The organism is Pseudomonas chlororaphis subsp. piscium, from assembly GCF_003850345.1.
In the GTDB taxonomy this organism is placed as follows: domain Bacteria; phylum Pseudomonadota; class Gammaproteobacteria; order Pseudomonadales; family Pseudomonadaceae; genus Aquipseudomonas; species Aquipseudomonas piscium.
The window spans coordinates 3,832,635-3,850,617 of sequence record NZ_CP027707.1; the positions used below are offsets into that span (position 1 = coordinate 3,832,635).

Sequence of the window (17,983 nt, forward strand, 5' to 3'; positions counted from 1 at the left end):
GGGCGTTTTTAGCCAACGTTTAGAGAGAGAAGTTATTTCTTAGAAAGCAACTCGGTTGAACAGCTCCAACTTTGAACCTTTTCTTCGGAGCCCAACGAGATAATTTTCAGGCAGCCATCCACAGGAGGCTTTTTATCAATGTCAGTTTCTATATACGTTTTAGGCTTCGGACCGTTGTCGATTTGATCCTGACAATTCTGGGCTTCCTCGACGTAAGCTGCCAAAGCATCCTCTGGCGTTTCTGTTCGGATGTTCCCCGCGACCACAGACCAGTATTCTTGGGCCTTATAACCCGCTCCGCGGCAGTAGGATAGCGGCGAAAACATATCGCCCAACGCATCACCTTCAGCGCGCAGATCAAGCATTTTCTTATGCTGCGTGGGTAAGGCGGCGCCAACTGGAAGCGACTTCATTGCCTTTATCTCGCCGACATAGGCCGTGGTCTTCAGCAAGTATGCGATTGCCCCCTCTCGATTCGCCGAGTACTGATCGAGTTCCTTTTTATTATCGCCAGTAACCTTATATCCAGGATCATTACACCCTGACAGTCCAGAAATAGCAGCAGCGAGACACAACCCAACAATCGCGGACCTTTGAACTTTTTTCATATTCCCTACTTCGCGGCCTGTATTTATCCATAAACCCCAGGTTCTCATACCCGAGAGACCGCATCCTACAAGATGCAGCCTCAAGCAACAAAGACGGCGCCCTAGAACAACCCACCCAAATCAGCCGGCTCCCAGTTCATGATCACCAATTCGCCGGTGACCTCGGCCTTACCTTGCCGCTGGTTCGTGTTGGTGTAGCGGATATCCAGGGTCTCGAAGTGGAACCCTTCGAACACCTGCCGGATGTCCGGGTGATCGTTGATGCTGACCATCACCCTGCCCTTGCAGCGCCGCATGAAGTCAGCCATGCGCTCGTACTCCTCGAACGGGAAGTCGAGCCCGTAGCCGGCGGTCTGCCAGTATGGTGGGTCCATGTAGAAGAACGTGTGCGCTCGATCATAGCGTTCGGCGCAGTCGAGCCAGGACAGGTTCTCGACATAGGTGCCGGCGAGGCGCTGCCAAGCCGTCGAGAGGTTCTCCTCGATGCGCAGCAGGTTGATGGCCGGACCTGTGGTTGCGGTACCGAACGTCTGGCCAGTGACCTTGCCACCAAAGGCATGCTGCTGCAGGTAGAAGAACCGGGCCGCTCGCTGGATATCAGTCAGCGTCTCAGGGCGGGTCATTTTCTGCCACTCGAAGATCTGGCGGGAGCTGAGCGCCCATTTGAACTGGCGGACGAACTCTTCCAGATGGTTCTGCACCACCCGGTACAGCGTCACCAGGTCGCCGTTGAGATCATTGAGCACTTCCACCGGGGCAGGCTGGGGGCGCATGAAGAACAACGCGGCACCGCCGGCGAAGACTTCGACATAGCATTCGTGAGGGGGAAAGAGAGGGATCAAGCGGTCGGCTAGGCGGCGTTTGCCACCCATCCAGGGGATGATAGGAGAGGTCATTGTTTGCAAGTCTTTACTGTATGGATAAACAGGTGATAGGCTCGCCGCGCTTTGTGCACAAGGCAGGGGCCGCGGTTGGACTTGCAGGAAGGGTCTGCGGGTTCGGCGGGCCGGGCTGGATGTTGGCGCATCCAGACGGCTCGCCCCTTTATGACGATCTACATAGCGAATCCTCAAGGAGCGGATATGGGCAAAAGGGCCAGTAACTTTAAAGAGGACACTCTGAAGCTAATTAGCAAACTTCCAACAGAGCTATCTTTAGCAGCTCTGCTAGGAACACTTCCTATATACCTCTTCAGTCACAATTCGAAATCACTGGATGAGATGGTGTCTGGACTTCTAGCTATCGGCCCGTTGATTGACTATTTTGGATGGATGCTGGTGCCGTATGCATCTTTACTCATAATAAAATATGGGGTTCGCTTCAGTTCCGACCGGAGCAAGAATTCCTTCAACTTTATTCACAAGATCATTGCAGAAGCAGGAACTGGTTTCCAAACCATTTTGAGAACTGGTGTTGGTGTAGCAATCGGAATTTTGATATTGCCGAAAGAAATCACTACACCCACCCCAGCTCAGCACGCAATGCTCTACTGGATGATAGTTATGGTCTCTATTTTCAGCTGTGCAATATCATTTCTAAAAGATGAAATAATACAGCGAACCGAGCGCCCTACTTACAGAAACCCTTTGAAGTTGGACGTGAAAAAATAGGGGTTAACGTATCAGAGTAGACACATAAGCTTGACAGGCCTTCAACGCGATCAGTCCCCGATCGCCTTCGTCGGTGATGGCGATAACTCTTCGAGCATGCGCTGGGTCAAGCTGGGCACGTAGGGCTCCATCCACCAGGCCTCCGGTGACGGCGGGCGCTCGCATCCCACCGTCACCACCCTGGGCGGCAGCGGTTCCGGCGTCGAGTAGGACTGACAGCCGCAGATCAGCAGTAGCCAGCCGATCACGCAAGCGAACCTGGGCTTGTTGAGCATCGTTCATCTCCCTCCAATGTGTTTTGTCTTGAGCCTGCAGGCGATCCTCCAAGTCGAGTCGCTGCGCCTGGTGTTTCGCCGCCTGCCCCAGCGCTGCCTCTGCGGCCTGTTCACGCTCGCGCCCATGCGCCAGGTCTTTCGCAGCGAGCTGCCGCTCATACTCCGCCGCCTGCTTGGCAAGCTCATCGGTCTGCCACACCCAAGCAACGCGAGCACCTACTGCCGCCCCGAACACCAGGGCCAGCACGCCCCATCTCCAGCCCAGGGACATCAGATCAGCACCTGCTCGGCGCGCTTGTAGATCGCCAGACGATCATCCAAACCGTTGAGTCCACCGTTGATCCGCCGGGTGATCGCCTCGAACGCCGACGGCCCCTTGTCGGCCAGCGAGTTGAGGCCGGCCAGGTGCCAGAACCAACCAGCCGAGTCGGCAGCGTGCTCCGGACGCTCGAGCAATTCGGGATGGTTGAGCAGATCAAGACCCAGCGCTTCGCCGCAACGCTGGTAGTTGGCACGACCGGTCACTTGGATCAGGCCACGACCGCGATACTTTTGGCCGTCTCCGTCGGCTTCGAGCGTGTTGCCCAGCCGCGCAGCGAGCTTGCCGGTGTCGTACTTGGCCAGGTACTGATCGCCGCCCAGCTCGCGGACGTAGCGCAGCTGGCCAGACTCATGGCCGACCTGGGCCAGGAACGCACGCTTGCGCAACGGGGTGACGATGCCCCACTTCACCATCGTCGCGTTCAGTACAGGAAGAAAAACGCCGGCTTGGGTGCCGGCGTTGGGGAGGATCTGTTGCAGTTGCTTGAGAGTGACAGTCATCTTGAATCTCCTGCTGTGGCCACTCAGGCCGGTTTCACATCGACCACCTTCAGTGGCTTGTCGGATTTCTTTTTCTTACCCTTGGCCTTTGCCTTGCCCTTCTTGCCGCCGTTGCACTCCACCGCGGTCGACCAGCCGGAGGCATCGAAGGTCTGCTCGACGCTGTCGACCAGGTACTGGCCATCCAGCCCCAGCTTGAAACCCTGGGCGTTGATCAAGCGCTCGGCGAACAGATCGGTGCGCCCGGGCATCTGCAAGCGCACACTGGCAGTGGTGCGGTTGAACGCCGCGAGCTTGGCTTTGGCCGCCTGCTCGGCTGCTGACTTGTTCGGGTAGATATGTCGATCGGTGTGCACGCCCGGCAGCCCCGAGGGGGCATCGTCATTACCCAGCTCGACCACCACCAACTTCCCGGTCTTCTTGTCCTGGTACTGGGTCTTCACGGACTTCTGTGCGCTGCGATCCCCGAGGCGGAACTGCCACCGGCTCACGTCCGCCGGCGTGATGGTGACCACCTCAATGGCCTTGCCGCTGGCACTCTGGCTGGCTTCACGGGGCAGGACCAGCAGCTTGCCGTCGGCGACTTTCGCGGTGCAGTCGTATTGCTTGGCCAGGCGGGTGATGAAGTTGAAGTCGGACTCGTTACGCTGGTCGACTCGGTCGACCTTTGTCTGCACGGGGCAGGCCGGTGCCCAGCCGTTGCGGGCGGCAACATCGCGGACGATCTGCGACAGCGGCACGCCTTCCCACGAGCCGCTGCGCGTGGTCTTGCCGCTGCCACGCATGTCACTGGCCTTGCCGCGGATCACCATCGTGCGCGGCGGCGCGGAGACCTCGATCTCGTCGACGGTGTACTGCCCAAGGCGGGCCTGCGCCTGCACGCCATAGCCCAGGTAGACCTCGATCCGTGCGCCTCGAGCAGGCAAGGCGACCGCGGCATCGCGGTCATCGATCCGCAGCTCGAACTCGTCGGAGTCCATCCCAGGTTTGTCGGTTGTTCTCAGCAGCAACAACCGATCATTGATCAGCGCCGTGATGTCCGCGCCATCAGCGACGATGCGAAAGGTAGGTTGCATATGCACTCCAGAATGAAAGAGCCCCGCACTGGGCGGGGCTCGTTGAGGGCTGGGGGGTTACCCCCACAGCTCGATGGTTTCGATTGATGGTGCAGCAAGGTCGGGCAGCACGATCACCACCCCGGTGCGGTAAGGCTGCGGCTCATCGGCCAGCCCCGGATTCTCCTGCAGCACCAACTCGACAGTGCCGTTAAGGTGTCCGTAGTGCTGGTAGCACAGGGTGTCGAGCAGATCCCCCTCAGACGTTCTGCATGTCATTGCCATACTTCACGAACTCCAGTGAGAAACCCTGTTTGCGTGGGATGCCGCCAGCCAATAGCGCGCCCTGCTCTTCATCGACGCTCAGCAGGCACCAAGTGCCAAGTACGTCGCCATAGCCCGTAACCAGGCTGACGGGCTGCAGCCGGCGGGCGATGGCACGAAGGGTGTCCAGCTGCTTGATCCCCCCCTTGAAGCCGGGATAGATCACTCCCTTCAGCGTCATCTTGTCCTCGCCCTGCCCCACCGCCTGTTGCGCGATATCCCGCGTCAGGCGCTCCTGGCCGGCCCAGCGCGCTGCCGTTTGCCGTCGCAACTCGTCGAACGCAGCGGTGTCCAGATTGAAGTAGTACGGCTGCAGCTTGGCATCGAGCGGCTGTAGGATCAGCAGGTGCGGGAAGGGTTTGATCGCCTCAGCCGCCGGCGTTGCCGGCGACGCAAGCGCGCTGGTCGGCAGGATGTTGGCCAACGACGGGCTAACCTGGCCGGCTATCCGGTTGATTGCTGCCGACGCCTTGCCGGCCTGTTCCTTCAGCAAGCCGAGACGGTTCTGCACCGCCGCGGCGCCACTGACCACCTGGCTGTAGGTGGAAGCGACCCGGCCCACGGTGGACTGGGCTGCGTTGATCGCCCGCATCGTGCGCTGCAGCTTCTGGCCGAGGGCCGGGCCAATGATCGGCAAGCCCTCCAGCTCGGCAGCAGCACCCGTCATATCACTGACGGCGCCGGTCAACGGCCCGAGCATGCCGTCGAGGCTGGTACGGCCAGCCTCCCCCGCGGCAATCAACGACGAGAGCGTCGACTGCATTGACTCCCTGTAGGCCATAGGACCTCCTTAGACATGGGGTTCATCGAACAATTGACCAGACGCCTGCCGTGCGAGGTTCTCCCGCGACCAGGTATCCCAGCTATTGCGGATGAGCCCTTCGAGCGAGCGGAACAACTGTTGCGGATCCTTGGCATCACCCTGAACGGTGATCGGCATATTCGGCATGTAGGAGAACTGCTGGTCGACCTTCGGCGGTTCAGACTTGGGCTTGGCCGGCTCGAGCGCCTGGGCGACTACCGGAGCTGTCGGTGCCGGCGCTGCAGCTGCAATCGAGCGAGCCACGTCACCAGGCGCCGCGCCCTTGTCGGTGTTGGCCTTGGCCAACTGCTCGTCCTCGCCGAACAGCTTCTTGCCGAGCCAACCACCTATGCCCTCCCCGCCCATACCGCCGAAGGCCGCACCAATGGCACCACCGATGGCGGTACCGATGATCGGCACGACTGAGCCAATCGCCGCTCCTACAGCACCGCCAGCCAGAGCACCGGCCAAACCGCCCGCCGCGGTGCCGTAGCCTTCGGCTTTCTCGTCCTGGGTTTTCGCGTTGAGGGCCGTGTCGACAAAGGTCATACCCGCATCGAGCACCTTCCCGCCCGGCAATTTGCCAACGAACTTGGAAGCCTTGCCAACGGTACCCAGCACCCGCCCCATTCGTCCGACCTGCGTCGCGGCCGGAGCCATGCTCGCCACAGCCGATACAGCCGCTCCACCAACGCGACCTCGTCGGCGCCGACGGCGGCGCCTTCCGCCTGGCTCTGGAGCTCCTGCCGACGAGCCCAGCCCGCCGAGATCCCTGGCATTGACGACGAAGACTCGTTGCGGCTCATTACTGAGCACGCCACCGGCATCGTTTACAGCAGCTCCACCAAACACTTTGCCAAGCACACCAAGGCCAGCATCCATCGCCTTGTTGCCGGTCTGAGGAACGCCACCACCGCCAGCAGCACCGCGTCCCAAGCGTTGGCCGCGCATGACGTTCCAGGCCCCGCGCCCGATCTTCGCCGTGCTGTACAGGGTGAGCAGCGCACCGATACCAGCAGTGATGCCGGCAATGCCCATCACTACGCCCGGCGCCTTGTCCGACAGCTCCGTCAGTTTGCGTGCCACAAAGTTGATGCCCTGCCCGAGCTTGTCCGTCACCGGCCGGATGGCGTCGCCGACACTGCGCATGCTGTCATCGACCGACTGCAACGTCTCTTTCCAGATCTGCGACGACGTCTCGCGGCGCTCGGCCAGGTTCTTATCCAGAATCCCGGTGGCCTTGGTCGAGTCGTTCTTGAGCTGGGTGTACAGGCCCCTGTTCTGCGCGTAGGCCGTGAGCGCCGCCTTGACCTGCATGTCCGCGAACAAGTCGCCGGTACGCAGGGATTTCTCCAGCGCATCCAGGGCAGCCCTGGCCTTCTCCGGGTCAGCTTCCTTGCTGATTCCGGCTTGGGCATCCTTGATCTTTTTCGCCTTGGCCGGGTCCGTGGCTTCGACATACTTCAGTGCCAGGGACATCGACGACTCGATCGTCGACATGCCCTTCTGGATGCCGGTGTTCAGCGAGGCCTGGTAGTCGATGCCAGCCTTTTTGTAGGCATCGACTACCTCGCCAGACCCAATCTTCTCGATCCAGTTTTTGAAGTTGTTCGCCGCTTCATCCGAGCTGCCGGCAGTTTTCATCTGCACCTGCAGCATCGAACCCAAAGACGTCACCGCCTCTAGCCCTGTGCTGCCGCTCTTCTCCATGCCGGCCAACAGCTGCGGAAACCAGCGCGCCATGTCACTGGCCTCAAAGCTACCCGCCTGGCCCTGGTACGCGATGGCCTCGAGCGCCTGCTGCATGACCTTGGGGTCGGTGATCTTGGCGTTCTGCTGCAGCGCCATGATCATCGATGCCGTATCCACGCCACTGGCGCCCTGCCCGACCGCGAACTTGGCTGCGGTAGGGGCATAGGCCAGCGCCTTGTCCAGCTCCATACCGGCACCGACGAGTTGGTTAACCAAGTCAGCAACGTCGTTGCGCGACATGCCCGTGTCCTTGGCCGTATCGATGACCGTCCTGGTCAGCTGAGCCTCCTCGGGCTTGTTGGCCACGTCGGCCTTGATCGCAATGTCACGGATCACGGCCTGGTAATCCGCACTGATCTTCGTCGGGACCGCGGCCATGCCAACGCCGACAACCGCGGCGCCGATGTTTGACTTCAGCGAAGACTTGCCCGCATCGATCTGCTGCCGTCCCTTCTGCTGCAGATCTGCAGCTTTCGCTTCGCGCCCGAGGCGCTGGTACTCCCGAGCCAGGCGCCCGACCTCGACGCCCTGTTTCTTCAGGGCATCGAGATTGCCTTCCAGGCGACGCAGCAGACCGGATGCCGCTGCCGACCCGCTGTCATGGGCCTTCTTCCATTCGTCCCTGAGCTTGATCGTTTCGCCGATGGTGTTCTTCAACACCTTGGCCCGGTTGCCCTTGTCCTCGAGCTTCTTGATATGTCCCTGGGCCGTGCCGAATGCCGCACCAAGCGATGCTGCAACGGCACCGCCGATTTCCAGCGCTATCGCCAACTTTGCCATGCGCTACACTCCTGCAGGCTCAATCCGTGAGCCACCAGACGATGTCCATCCAGGACATCACCGAGATCTCTGCTGCCGAGAAGCCCAGCTCCGCAGCCAGCCGTTTGGCCAGCTGCTTCTGGGTCTGCGGGTCAAAGCTCGTCGTCTTGCACCAGACGAAAATAGCCGGCCTGTAGACGGGTGTAGTCCTTCAGTGCCAACCCTTCGAGATCCTTCACACTGACTTCGGCCAGCGAGGCGAACAGATTCAGTTCACGCTGCTCATCATCACCATCGGCGGTGACCTGGGCAGCACGGATATCTCGAACAGTCGGCGCCCGCAGGGTCAGCGTGTCGACCGTGACACCATTGCACTCGGTCGGCTTGCTCAACTTGACGGTTACGCGGTCGACGTCGACCTGCAGGAAAGCGGGGATTTTCTTGGTCATGGGAGTATTGTCCTTGTCTATGATGGGTTACAGGCCCAGAGCCTGGCGTTGCGCGGCGAGCTGGTCGACGCCGTTGATGATCCGTTTCATGCCCAAGGCATCGATCTCGTAGACCACGCGTCCGTCGACCTCGAGCTTGTAGTAGGTCACTGCGACGTTGTGCTTGATCTCGGCCTTGTCGCCCGACTTCCAGTCGCCCATGTCGACCTCTTTCAACGCCCCGCGTAGGGTGACGATGACCGGGGTGACCTTGCCTTTGAGGCCCTTGTAGGCCCCGCGGAAAGTGCCGTTGAAGGCGGTGCCATCAGCCAAACCGAAGAACTTCAGCGACTCGCGGCGCACGCCGGTGGTGGTGAAGCCGGCCTCCTGCTTTTCCATGCCCTGGTCCAGCTCCACCGGCATGTCCATACCGCCGGCCCGATGCTCTTCCATCTTCAGTGTGAGCTTGGGCGGCGTCAGGCTGGGCACGTCGCCCTGGAAACTGATGCCGTCGACGAACAGGTTCATGTTGGCCAACGTTTCGGGAATCATTGCCATGAGGTTTGCTCCTTATGCGGCGGCGTCGAGGACTTCGGTCAGCCACTGGTCGGTGACCTCGACGCGGAAGTTGGGGTTTTCGGCAGGCGGGACGTCTGTGAAGCGAATGTTCCAGTACACCTTGCCCTGCGCCAGCTGGCTGGTCGTGTTCAGCTCGGGGTCTGCGAAGACCTCGAAGTTGATGATCGCGCCCTGGTTCTTCAGGTCGCGCATGAACGCCTGCAGACCCTCGGTGACGTCCTTGACGTAGGTGGCAGTGATCGAGCGGTCGACGGCCCATTTGTGGCCGTAGAGAATCGCGTCCATGACGATGTCCATGGTCCGCACGCGGGTGACGAAGGCCCACTTCGGATCACTCGACAGGGTGCGGTTGCCCCACAGGCGGTAGCCGTCGTCGCGGATAATGGTCGTCACGTTCGCGTTGTTCAGCAGGTTTGCCCGGCACGTCTCGTCACCGTCGAGGAACTCGACCGGGCGCGTTGTACCGGTGATGCCAACAAACTCCTTGTTCGACGGCGAGGCCCAGAACCCGTACTCGCTGTCGGTCCAGGCGAACAGGCCGGCGACATAGGCCGAGCTGGGCGCATTGACTGTTGCGCTGGTTTCCGTGTCCCAGTACTGCACACCGGGATCGACCAGAAAGGCCCTCTTGGCCCCGAACTCGCCGGCATAAGCGATGGCCGCTTCGTCGGTGGTGTTCGGGCCGTCGAGGATAGCGAGGCCGCGCAGCTTGTCGGCCAAGGCCACCAGCGCGGTGCCCACGGCTTGGGTCGCGCTGTACTTCGGTGTCACCAGCAACCGCGGCTGGGCGTTGAATCGGCTCTTGCCGTCCAGCAGTGCCTGCAGGCCGGTGCGGGTGCCATCAGCTTTCGTGCCACCGATGATCGCCGAGACTTGCTCCGCAGGATCGGCCAGCTTGTCCACGCCGCAGGCTACGATGACTGCCTTGGCTCGTGTGTAAATCGCCCGGCAAGCCTTGGTGATCGCGGCATTCTGGCCGAACGCCGCGATCGCTTCGCGCTCACTGGTGATCATCACCAGGTCATTCGCTTTGGCCTTGGCGTCAGGGCCAGGGGTGAAGGTGTCGACCAGGCCAATGATCGATGACGACGGCAGCGCGATGGTGCGCGCTCCGGTATCGACGTTCGTTACGGTAACGCCGTGAAAGAAGCCACTCATTAGAGTCTCCAGATACGAAAAAGCCCCGCATGAGCGAGGCTTTGGTGGGTGATGATTTCAAATGGCGGAAATGAAAACGCCTCGTCAGTGCAGGGCGTTTATTGGAGCTGGTCAGCCAGCCATTCGGGTGCGGGCGGGCGATGCTCGATCAAGGGGAACTCACCCGCCTCAGGCCAATTACGCAGAGCCCGGCGGTAAGCCTGGAGTGCCGCGTACCGGCCCGCTGTAAGCGTGGTTGCGACTCCCTCTTCAAGCTCATCGCGATGACGCGTCACAACTCCGTCAGTTTCAGACAGCTGCTTGTCTCGCCAGGAACGCTCAACGAGCGCTAACTCATCTGCCGAGGGCAATGGCGGGTCTTGCAACTCCGGCCGGCCATCGGCCCCAATGCCTATGGTCTTGCCCCCCTCCACCCGTTCAAAGAGTGCTGCATGCTCTTCGGCGGTTATCTCGATACCCCCGTTATCAGTTTCATCGAACGCAAACCGACCATCTTCGGGAATCCATTTAGCGTACATATCTTCCCCTCAGTAGCCGATGGCTAGCCAGTTGAAACCGCCTGCTGTAGAACCAGCGCTATTACTGACAACATTGGTTAAGTAGCCCGCAAACCCTGAACGGGTCGGAACTCCGGTCTGACAAAGTGACGGATGGCTCGGAGAAAGGGCCCCGGTATAGATGGCCCCCACATACATGCAGGCGTTAGGAAATGCGACAGGAAACGTTACAGACACCACTCCTGTCACTCCATCTGTTGATCCGTGCCCGATTTTAAATATCCAGCCGGATGGCAACACTTGATTAGCGTTGTATCCAAGTGTCGCGGCAAATACAGATGCGCTCCGCAGAGTTTCGCTACCGAGATGACAGCGCCATACATTCGCCTCGCGTATCGCAATAAAGTCCCCGCCCGGCGCGAGCGTGTACGGAACTGTTACGGCCATGTTGCTCATCGCCAGTTCGTCCCCTGCGGCAACAGTCACTCGCGAGGTTGTGGACTGTGGCCCGGCCGATATCAGCACTGCCGCACCGTTCGGGACGGAGGCGGTCGGTGGCATTGTCACTGTGACGCCGGCCGCCAACTCCAGCCGCATACCGATATCGTCGGCAGTCAACATCCGACTTGCTGAAATGCCGGTGCCGCCACGATAGCTACCGAGCCCACGCGCAAAAAATTCTGTTGTCGCAAGCGCCTTCGAATTATCGAACTGCGGCGGCGTATTGGCCGTCGGGTTGATCAGCGCCGGCGAGTTGATCGGTGCGAAGCCTTGAGTGATGTTCTGAAACACCAGAGCAGTCGAGCCGAGAACGATCGCCCCGTCTGTCACCAGCTGCCAGCGCGTGTCGGCCAGGGTCGTGCCCTGCTCGACAGATACAATCAGGGCCGAAGTAACCTTGGAACTGGCGTCAGCATCCGCCGCCCGAGCCCAGGCACCCGCCGCCGCAACATACAGTCCGTTATCCTTGGCCACGGTCTGGCTCTTCACCAGTACCCGGTCGCCCGCCGCCAGGGCGATGCCGTCGATGGTCTGAAGCCCAGCCAACGCGATATTGGCCGTGGTGGCCACTCGCACCGACTGCTTGCTGTCGAGCTTGTACAGTTCTTCCCTGACCCACTCCATAACCCAATCGCGAGTCGCCAGTACCACCGCCGGGTCAATCTTCAGCGTGATATTGCCAGTGCTGGAAACGATAAAGTTCATCCGCACGACTTGAGTACGACCAGAACCTTGCGACAGCACAGGCTTGAAGCTCGGCGCACAGTTGGCCACCGCCACCAGATCCCCGTCAGCGTCATACAGACCGATTTCGCGAATCCAATGCCCGCCCTCGTCCGCCGGGATAATCTGCTCGGCAATAATCACCGCCGGGTTAACCGGGTCAACCCTGAGCTGATTCAGCGGCCGGCGGCGCCACTCGTTGATCAGCCGGGTTTGCGCTGCGCTGGGGATCGGGTCGGTATCGTTGGCATCCCCAACCCCCATATCTGTAATTTTCCAGGGAATGCCGAGCGCGTCGGCGTTCGCCTGTTTGGCCATACCCACGTTCGTGAGGATGGCGAAAAACTGCGAATTCGCATCAATCATAATAAACGTCCAGGGTATCTATGGAGTGTTCGCGACCGACCACGCCGAAAGAGCCGGTGACTTCAATGTCACGCATGACAGGCGGGTAAACGTCGATTTCATCGCCTTCGTACACGGCGACACTGATGTTCAAAGCCCCTTGAGTTTCGAGGCTGATTGCGAGGCCGGTTAGGTGCCTGCTGACGGGTTTGGCGTCGTCTATCAGGCGCTCCAGCTCCTGATACATTTCTTCGGTGATTCCGGTCTCAAGCACACCGACCTTGAGAGCAAAGGTTCCAGGCACGCCTTCGGGCACGGTGTTGAACCACTCGATGATTTCGATCAGATAACCCAGCGGCTCGACCACACGCCGCAGAGCCCCGGTGGTGCCTTTATGCGCATGGATGTAATACGAGGCCTTGATCGCCGCCCGCTTGACCGGCTCGGTCCAGCTCGGGTCCCACCTGTCAACCGACCAGGCCCAGGCCAGGTACGGCAACAGATGAACCGGACAGGTGTCGGGGTTGCACAGTGTCCGAAGCGGGATCTCGGTCACTTCTTCCGTGGCGGCTTCAACACCCCGTTCCAATAGGGTGCTGTTCAATGGCAGCAGGCTTTTCATGTCAGCCACCTCGCGTCACGCTGATGTCCTCACACCAGGCCGCCTGCGCTTTGGTCGGGCGGATATCCGACCAACCCATCAACTCTACCCGACGGACGCCGGCGATATGCAACTGAGCATCCACCCCTGACCGCGCCACCTCTTGCCCCAACCGGCGCCGTGGATTCACCCATGCCTCGAGGCGCTCCTTGCATTCAGCCAGGATGGCTTCGTTCTCAGGTCCAGTGCCCGACATGTACACGACAGCGTCCACCCGGTACGGCAGGATCTCAGCAGCCTGAACAGTGAGCCGGTCGGCTACAGGGCGCACATTGTCATCACTCAAATACACCCGCACCGCCTCCAGCAAATCCGGGGAAGGCAGGCCCGTGCCATCCAGATCCAGCACTGTCACGACCACTTCGGCCGGGGCCGGGCTCTCTGCTGTGGCGTCTGCCACACGACCCGAAGCATTGCGCGCATGCAGGATGTAGCTGTTTCGCGGGCCGGCGGTGGTCAGCCCCTCATACACCAGTTGTACGCGCTCCCGCAGGGCATCGTCGGCCTCGAGAACCTGTTCCACCGGAGGCACCGCGTTCAAGTCCTCAGCCTGCACCACCAGCCGCTGCAGATTCACATTGGCGGCCAGCTGGTCGAGGTCGGCCTTCGTTGCATAGGCCAGTAGCAGAGACTTCGCAGCATCGTTGACCCGCGCACGGTTCTGCATCCGGCGAAACGCGCTCAGCTCGAGGAGCTTGGTAATCGGGTCACTCTCGAGAAACGCATCCCACTTGTCCCCCATGTACTCGCGGAACCGCTGCAGCTCCTCTTCGTACAACCTTTCGAAATTCAGGCCTTCCAACACCTGCGGCGGCGGGAGCTGCGATAAGTCCACTGCGCTCATACACTCACCTCCATCACTGCGCTGTCACCCAGGTACTCGCCAGTCAGTTGCAAGCTGATCTGCCCATCGACAACGGCCACAACGCGCACACGCTCCAGCCGTAGCCGCGGCTCCCACCGGCCCAGAGCACGGGCAACCTCGGCCTGTACCGCGCTCTTCCAACCCTCGTTCACCGGCAAGTCCACGTAGCGGCGTAACTGGCACCCATACTCCGGACGCATCCGCCGGCTGCCGACGGTGGTACCGAGAATGTCCTCGATGGACTGCCGCAGGTGCGCCAGGCCGGAGACCGGCTGCCCCGTTCGACGATCCATGCCGATCACGGTCAGGCCTCCTTGAAGTCGGGCCGGTTGCGCATGTAGGCCAAGCCAGGGGCATCATCGCCCGCGAGGGTGACTTGCCCCTGTACCACCTCGAGTACCAGCCAATCGGGCAGGACCAGCGTGCGCCGGGTGTACTCCTGGTCAATGAAGGTGACCGCCTCGGGTAGCGGTAAGGACTCGAAGACCTCACCGGCTTCTTTTTGTGTCTTGGCCATGGAACCTCCAGGCATAAAAAAGCCCGCGCTGGGCGGGCTCTGGTCAGTGTTTGTGATTTGCCGTGTTGCCGGCGGTGTCGATGATCCGGCCACCTCCGTTGATGTCGCCCGTCACCATGAGCGGACCGTTGATCGTCACTTGGCCAGTCAACGTGATTGTGTCGGCCTGCGCGCTGATGCTGCTGGACTTCGCCGTGATGGCTTCCTCCGTCAGTACCGCCTGCGAGGCGCCCACCTGAACGGTCACAGTGCCGCTGGGCAACTGAATGCTGTAGCTCTTGGCCTGCCAGTCGTAGATCAGCGAGCCGCCATCGTCGAAGCGCCAGGTCTCGACGTGGTCGCGGTTGTCCGGCTGGGCACCGGCGTTGCCGTACAGCCCGGGCACGAAGGTGCCCTGGGCGGGCTCGCCACTGGGGCTGATCAAGGCGCCCTGCTCGCCCAGGCTCGGTGCCCGCCAGTGACGCGCCTTACCCGCCGCCTGGCTGTGCCAACGCACCCAGGCGCTGGTCCAGTCGCCGCCGTCCGAGACCCGGACCATGGCGGCGGCGAGGTCGACCGCGACCACCCGACAAGGGATTACCAGGCTGGCCAGCATGCGGTCGTGCATTGCAGATGCGTAGCTCACTCCATGGCCTCCGGTGGCTGGTAATTGCCTTCACTGCCTGGGCCGGTGTCGGGAACAAAGCCCCAGACAATCGAGCCCGGTGGCTGATCGGGCCATGGCCACTCTTCCGTACCGAGGTAGATGACTTGGGTCCACTCGACCACCCACGCAGCCAGACCATCCAGTTCTGGCCTGCTCCAGTCGGGCTCAGCGCGCACCAACTGGGCCGGCTCAACCTCAAGCCCCCAGGTCTGCATACGCAATAGCACCGCCAACTGAGCAGCGATAAACGCCGCGACGTGCAGATGATCGTCATGCTCGGCACCGACGATAGCCCGTGCCTCGAAACGCGCCTCGATCGCCACTTCGCCCGTGCCTGGGTCATGGTCAGCGGGCTCGAACCCGGAAAGCTCCAGAACAATCCCAGGGACGGCGATGGCTTGAAGCATCCCTGGCATCGTGCCCACGTAGTGCAGGCCAGGAATGGCCTGAGCTATGGCCTCCTCCATCGCGGCGTACACCCTCGCCAGAGGGATCGGATCATCATCCATTACCGGTTCTCCGTAAGAGTTTGTGCATTTCGAAGTTCAACTCTTGCTCCATCACCACCAGCAACCGCTGGTGCGCCTTGTTCGTCCATGACTCGAAGTGAGGCCTCACCTCCTCGAGCGAGATCTTGGCCTTGGCCAGTGGGAAACGACTTTCGTTCTCGGCAATCCAGCCCGAGCTGGCCCCACCCGCTTTCGAAACCTCGCTCTCGGGATAGTCACTTGCTCTAAAGTGCTTGCTGGCCGTGCGGATCCAGATATCCGGCCTGCCGCCGTAGACCTGCCGATAGAACGCGCCCTGATATCGCCGCCCCGCCACCGAGACACCTGCGCGGGTCTGCCTGGCCCGGCCAGCCCGGCTGGCCTCAATCGGGTTGAGGCCGAACCAGAGTCTGCCCTGCCCATTGCTGCCCACCGTGTAGGCCCGCAGACGCTGCCTCACCGCCGCAATGGCAATGCGCTCCTGCTGACCTACTGAGCGGGCAACGTGGGTGCGCAGCCAGCGCAAGGTCTTGTTGATCGCCCGACGCTGGGCTGCGCTGACCGCCTTGGGCACCAGCCCGGCAAACTGCTCGAACCCCTTCACTTGTCGAGGGTTCGCCTGCAGCGTTATCAGGCCGGCGTCGGAGGACTGCTTGTGATAGCTGCCGACATTCATCGAACCTCCCGTAAAGCGAAATTGATCCAGCCCGTGCCGTCCGGGTCACGCTTGGCAATGACGTATCGTCCACCGCCATCCGCAGGCGCAAGATCGCAAACCAGCTGCTGACCTTCCTTGATGCCCGCGGCGTCACCCACACGCACGGAGAAGACAGGTTGACGAAGGCCAGTGTTGATCGTGCCGACCTTGGGCTGCTGCCACGGCACGGACATGAACCCCTTCACCGGCTCGTCGAAACCCTCGATCTCGACCTCATCACCCAGCTCTTCCAGTAGCGCAGCATCCATGCCCGCCACCTGATCGCGGAAGGCCACGGTCAGTCGTCCTGATCATCTTTCGGCAGTTGGCCGCGGCGAGAGATCTTGCCTTCGGCCACCAACAGCGCGGCGACCTCCTTGCTGGGCGGGTCGTAGATCTCGCCTTGGCGAATCACCTTGGCGCCGTCCTGCAGACAGCCGTCCACCACTACGTATTCCGTTTTCGCAGCCATGTCACACCACCTTCGCGTAGAGGAAAGCATTCGGTTCCAGCATGCCGGCCAGAGGAGCCGACTGGAGCTTCAACCAACGCACGCTCGGCTCCTGGGTGACCCAGCTCTTGGGGAAGCGCGCCGCTTCGACCAGACCGCTCTCGATGGCTTCCAGATCCTGAATGGCCGCGTAGAGCATGGCGTTGCGGGTCGAGGTGGAACCCAGGATCAAGCCGCCCGCCGGAATGACCGGCTGCTCGTCGCCGGCTGCATCCAGGTACCACTCGTCATAGGCGTACAGATCGATGCCCGGATCGTTGAGGTAGCCGAGGTAGGTCACCCCGTCGGGCAGCTCCTCAGGCTTGATCAGGCCCATGTCCACGCGCCGGCTGTTCAGTTGTTTCAGCACCGTCTCGTTGCTCTGGAAGGCGTCCTGCGCCTCGGCGCTCAACACAGCTACGTTTGCCGATCGACCGGAGTCCTTGGCGATCAGACGGCGCCACTGGCGCATATTGCCGATCGGGTCAGAGCCCTCGGTGTTCCAACGACCGCCGACAAGCGTGACTTTGTGGGTGTCTTCCATAAGGAAGTCGATGGTGTCATCCACACCGTCGCCGACCACCCGGATACGCCCGGTAGTCAGCGCTTGGGCGCACATCCACTCCTCGCGGCGAGTGATCTCGTCATCAAGGTCCACCAGGTCACGGCCGAGCAACTCACCGGCACGCTCAAGCGGAGTGCGTGTCGAGAATGGGTTCTCGCCCGCACCGCGCTTCAGGATCAACTCGGCACGGGTTTCGCGCTTCGGCTGAATGTACGGCGGCTTATAGGTCGAAGAATTGATGCCAGTACGCTGCGACACACTGCCCGGCAGGGTCGGGTGTACGAACGGCGCCATCTTGCGCTGGCCCTTCACGATGTCGATGGAGACCGTTTCGGTGCCAAAGGTCTCGGGAGCGCCGCCGTTGAAGAAGGTGTTCATGAGGAAGCGCCGCGGCGTCGCCATCTGCTCGACGGCTTCCAGCATGGTCAGGGTGTCGAAAATGTCAGTCATGGGTACTCCGATCAGCGAATGAAAAGGCAGAGAGGACGCAGAGCGGCCTTCGCAGCGGCCAGGGTCAGGCCCTCGCCCAAGGTGAGTTGGCTACCCAGCACTTGGCCGGTCAGGCGGATCGGCACGCTCTTGGCGCCGTCGGTGGTGTCCACGTCCTGATCGAGAATGGCCGTGGGCTTTTGCGAGCCGTCCTCGGCCGCGGCTTTGCACAGCAGGAACTCGCCGGAGGCCGTGACCTGACCCAGCACCGCGCCGCGGGCCAGCTTCTGGCCGGCAGCAATAACGCCGGTGTCCATCACGATGGGGAAATCGCCCGCCGAGAGCTGAGTCGGCAGGTAGCTTTTACGTTCGGGATTACTCATGAAA

General features: G+C 61.3%; 25 protein-coding genes. 1 reads left to right on the forward strand and 24 read right to left on the reverse strand.

Going from position 1 to position 17,983, the window contains the following annotated elements:
- Positions 1 to 32: 32 nt before the first annotated feature.
- Together C4K38_RS17565 and C4K38_RS17570 are read right to left on the reverse strand one after the other, a co-directional pair.
- Positions 33 to 608, reverse strand: coding sequence for a hypothetical protein (locus C4K38_RS17565; protein WP_231998530.1), 576 nt, complete (start codon positions 606 to 608; stop codon positions 33 to 35).
- Positions 609 to 709: 101 nt separating this feature from the next.
- Entirely contained in the window at positions 710 to 1,504 is a 795-nt protein-coding gene (locus tag C4K38_RS17570; protein WP_053279476.1) for a DNA adenine methylase, read from the reverse strand.
- Between the two features lie 75 nt (positions 1,505 to 1,579).
- Here C4K38_RS17570 and C4K38_RS17575 point away from each other — a divergent pair, with 75 nt between their 5' ends.
- Positions 1,580 to 2,218, forward strand: a complete 639-nt coding sequence (locus tag C4K38_RS17575; protein WP_124345292.1) for a hypothetical protein — start codon at positions 1,580 to 1,582, stop codon at positions 2,216 to 2,218.
- Between the two features lie 3 nt (positions 2,219 to 2,221).
- On the opposite strand, the gene C4K38_RS32340 is transcribed toward C4K38_RS17575, so the two are convergent.
- The 22 genes from C4K38_RS32340 to C4K38_RS17685 all read right to left on the reverse strand — a co-directional run bounded on the left by C4K38_RS32340 (position 2,222) and on the right by C4K38_RS17685 (position 17,979).
- Complete coding sequence (locus C4K38_RS32340) at positions 2,222 to 2,764, reverse strand: lysozyme (protein WP_053279478.1); 543 nt, start codon at positions 2,762 to 2,764, stop codon at positions 2,222 to 2,224.
- Positions 2,764 to 3,315 (reverse strand): glycoside hydrolase family 19 protein, encoded by a 552-nt coding sequence (locus tag C4K38_RS17590; RefSeq protein WP_053279479.1) that lies wholly within the window; start codon positions 3,313 to 3,315, stop codon positions 2,764 to 2,766. The genes C4K38_RS32340 and C4K38_RS17590 overlap by 1 nt, the downstream gene beginning before the upstream one ends.
- A gap of 23 nt (positions 3,316 to 3,338) precedes the next feature.
- Positions 3,339 to 4,391 (reverse strand): phage late control D family protein, encoded by a 1,053-nt coding sequence (locus tag C4K38_RS17595; RefSeq protein WP_053279480.1) that lies wholly within the window; start codon positions 4,389 to 4,391, stop codon positions 3,339 to 3,341.
- Between the two features lie 57 nt (positions 4,392 to 4,448).
- On the reverse strand, positions 4,449 to 4,655 hold the full coding sequence (locus tag C4K38_RS17600) for a tail protein X (RefSeq protein ID WP_053279481.1): 207 nt from the start codon (positions 4,653 to 4,655) through the stop codon (positions 4,449 to 4,451).
- Positions 4,630 to 5,475 (reverse strand): phage tail protein, encoded by an 846-nt coding sequence (locus C4K38_RS17605; RefSeq protein ID WP_053279482.1) that lies wholly within the window; start codon positions 5,473 to 5,475, stop codon positions 4,630 to 4,632. The genes C4K38_RS17600 and C4K38_RS17605 overlap by 26 nt, the downstream gene beginning before the upstream one ends.
- A 9-nt stretch (positions 5,476 to 5,484) precedes the next feature.
- A complete protein-coding gene (locus C4K38_RS17610; RefSeq protein ID WP_053279483.1) occupies positions 5,485 to 8,028 on the reverse strand; it encodes a phage tail tape measure protein in 2,544 nt (847 codons plus the stop codon).
- Between the two features lie 131 nt (positions 8,029 to 8,159).
- Positions 8,160 to 8,456, reverse strand: coding sequence for a phage tail assembly protein (locus tag C4K38_RS17615; RefSeq protein ID WP_007928028.1), 297 nt, complete (start codon positions 8,454 to 8,456; stop codon positions 8,160 to 8,162).
- A 27-nt stretch (positions 8,457 to 8,483) separates the two neighbouring features.
- Positions 8,484 to 8,993 carry a phage major tail tube protein gene (locus tag C4K38_RS17620; RefSeq protein WP_053279484.1) on the reverse strand — a complete coding sequence of 170 codons (510 nt, stop codon included), beginning with the start codon at positions 8,991 to 8,993 and terminating at the stop codon, positions 8,484 to 8,486.
- A gap of 12 nt (positions 8,994 to 9,005) precedes the next feature.
- A complete protein-coding gene (locus tag C4K38_RS17625; protein WP_053279485.1) occupies positions 9,006 to 10,172 on the reverse strand; it encodes a phage tail sheath subtilisin-like domain-containing protein in 1,167 nt (388 codons plus the stop codon).
- Positions 10,173 to 10,270: 98 nt separating this feature from the next.
- Complete coding sequence (locus tag C4K38_RS17630; RefSeq protein WP_053279486.1) at positions 10,271 to 10,690, reverse strand: phage tail assembly chaperone; 420 nt, start codon at positions 10,688 to 10,690, stop codon at positions 10,271 to 10,273.
- Positions 10,691 to 10,699: 9 nt separating this feature from the next.
- Entirely contained in the window at positions 10,700 to 12,259 is a 1,560-nt protein-coding gene (locus tag C4K38_RS17635; protein WP_053279487.1) for a phage tail protein, read from the reverse strand.
- Positions 12,252 to 12,860 (reverse strand): phage tail protein I, encoded by a 609-nt coding sequence (locus tag C4K38_RS17640; RefSeq protein ID WP_053279488.1) that lies wholly within the window; start codon positions 12,858 to 12,860, stop codon positions 12,252 to 12,254. The genes C4K38_RS17635 and C4K38_RS17640 overlap by 8 nt, the downstream gene beginning before the upstream one ends.
- Position 12,861: 1 nt before the next feature.
- A complete protein-coding gene (locus C4K38_RS17645) occupies positions 12,862 to 13,743 on the reverse strand; it encodes a baseplate assembly protein (RefSeq protein WP_053279489.1) in 882 nt (293 codons plus the stop codon).
- Positions 13,740 to 14,066: a GPW/gp25 family protein gene (locus tag C4K38_RS17650; protein ID WP_009047523.1), complete on the reverse strand. Its 327-nt coding sequence runs from the start codon at positions 14,064 to 14,066 to the stop codon at positions 13,740 to 13,742. The genes C4K38_RS17645 and C4K38_RS17650 overlap by 4 nt, the downstream gene beginning before the upstream one ends.
- A gap of 2 nt (positions 14,067 to 14,068) precedes the next feature.
- Positions 14,069 to 14,281: a hypothetical protein gene (locus tag C4K38_RS17655; RefSeq protein ID WP_053279490.1), complete on the reverse strand. Its 213-nt coding sequence runs from the start codon at positions 14,279 to 14,281 to the stop codon at positions 14,069 to 14,071.
- 43 nt (positions 14,282 to 14,324) lie between these two features.
- Positions 14,325 to 14,906, reverse strand: coding sequence for a phage baseplate assembly protein V (locus C4K38_RS17660; RefSeq protein WP_053279491.1), 582 nt, complete (start codon positions 14,904 to 14,906; stop codon positions 14,325 to 14,327).
- Positions 14,903 to 15,436: a hypothetical protein gene (locus C4K38_RS17665; RefSeq protein WP_053279492.1), complete on the reverse strand. Its 534-nt coding sequence runs from the start codon at positions 15,434 to 15,436 to the stop codon at positions 14,903 to 14,905. The genes C4K38_RS17660 and C4K38_RS17665 overlap by 4 nt, the downstream gene beginning before the upstream one ends.
- Positions 15,429 to 16,091, reverse strand: a complete 663-nt coding sequence (locus tag C4K38_RS17670) for a hypothetical protein (RefSeq protein WP_053279493.1) — start codon at positions 16,089 to 16,091, stop codon at positions 15,429 to 15,431. The genes C4K38_RS17665 and C4K38_RS17670 overlap by 8 nt, the downstream gene beginning before the upstream one ends.
- Positions 16,088 to 16,408, reverse strand: coding sequence for a head-tail joining protein (locus C4K38_RS17675; protein ID WP_009047517.1), 321 nt, complete (start codon positions 16,406 to 16,408; stop codon positions 16,088 to 16,090). The genes C4K38_RS17670 and C4K38_RS17675 overlap by 4 nt, the downstream gene beginning before the upstream one ends.
- Positions 16,409 to 16,410: 2 nt before the next feature.
- Complete coding sequence (locus C4K38_RS32345) at positions 16,411 to 16,584, reverse strand: hypothetical protein (protein ID WP_164487012.1); 174 nt, start codon at positions 16,582 to 16,584, stop codon at positions 16,411 to 16,413.
- Between the two features lies 1 nt (position 16,585).
- Entirely contained in the window at positions 16,586 to 17,617 is a 1,032-nt protein-coding gene (locus tag C4K38_RS17680) for a major capsid protein (RefSeq protein ID WP_053279494.1), read from the reverse strand.
- A gap of 11 nt (positions 17,618 to 17,628) precedes the next feature.
- The gene (locus C4K38_RS17685) at positions 17,629 to 17,979 is read right to left on the reverse strand and encodes a head decoration protein (protein ID WP_053279495.1); all 351 of its coding nucleotides are present in this window, start codon (positions 17,977 to 17,979) and stop codon (positions 17,629 to 17,631) included.
- Between the last annotated feature and the right edge of the window lie 4 nt (positions 17,980 to 17,983).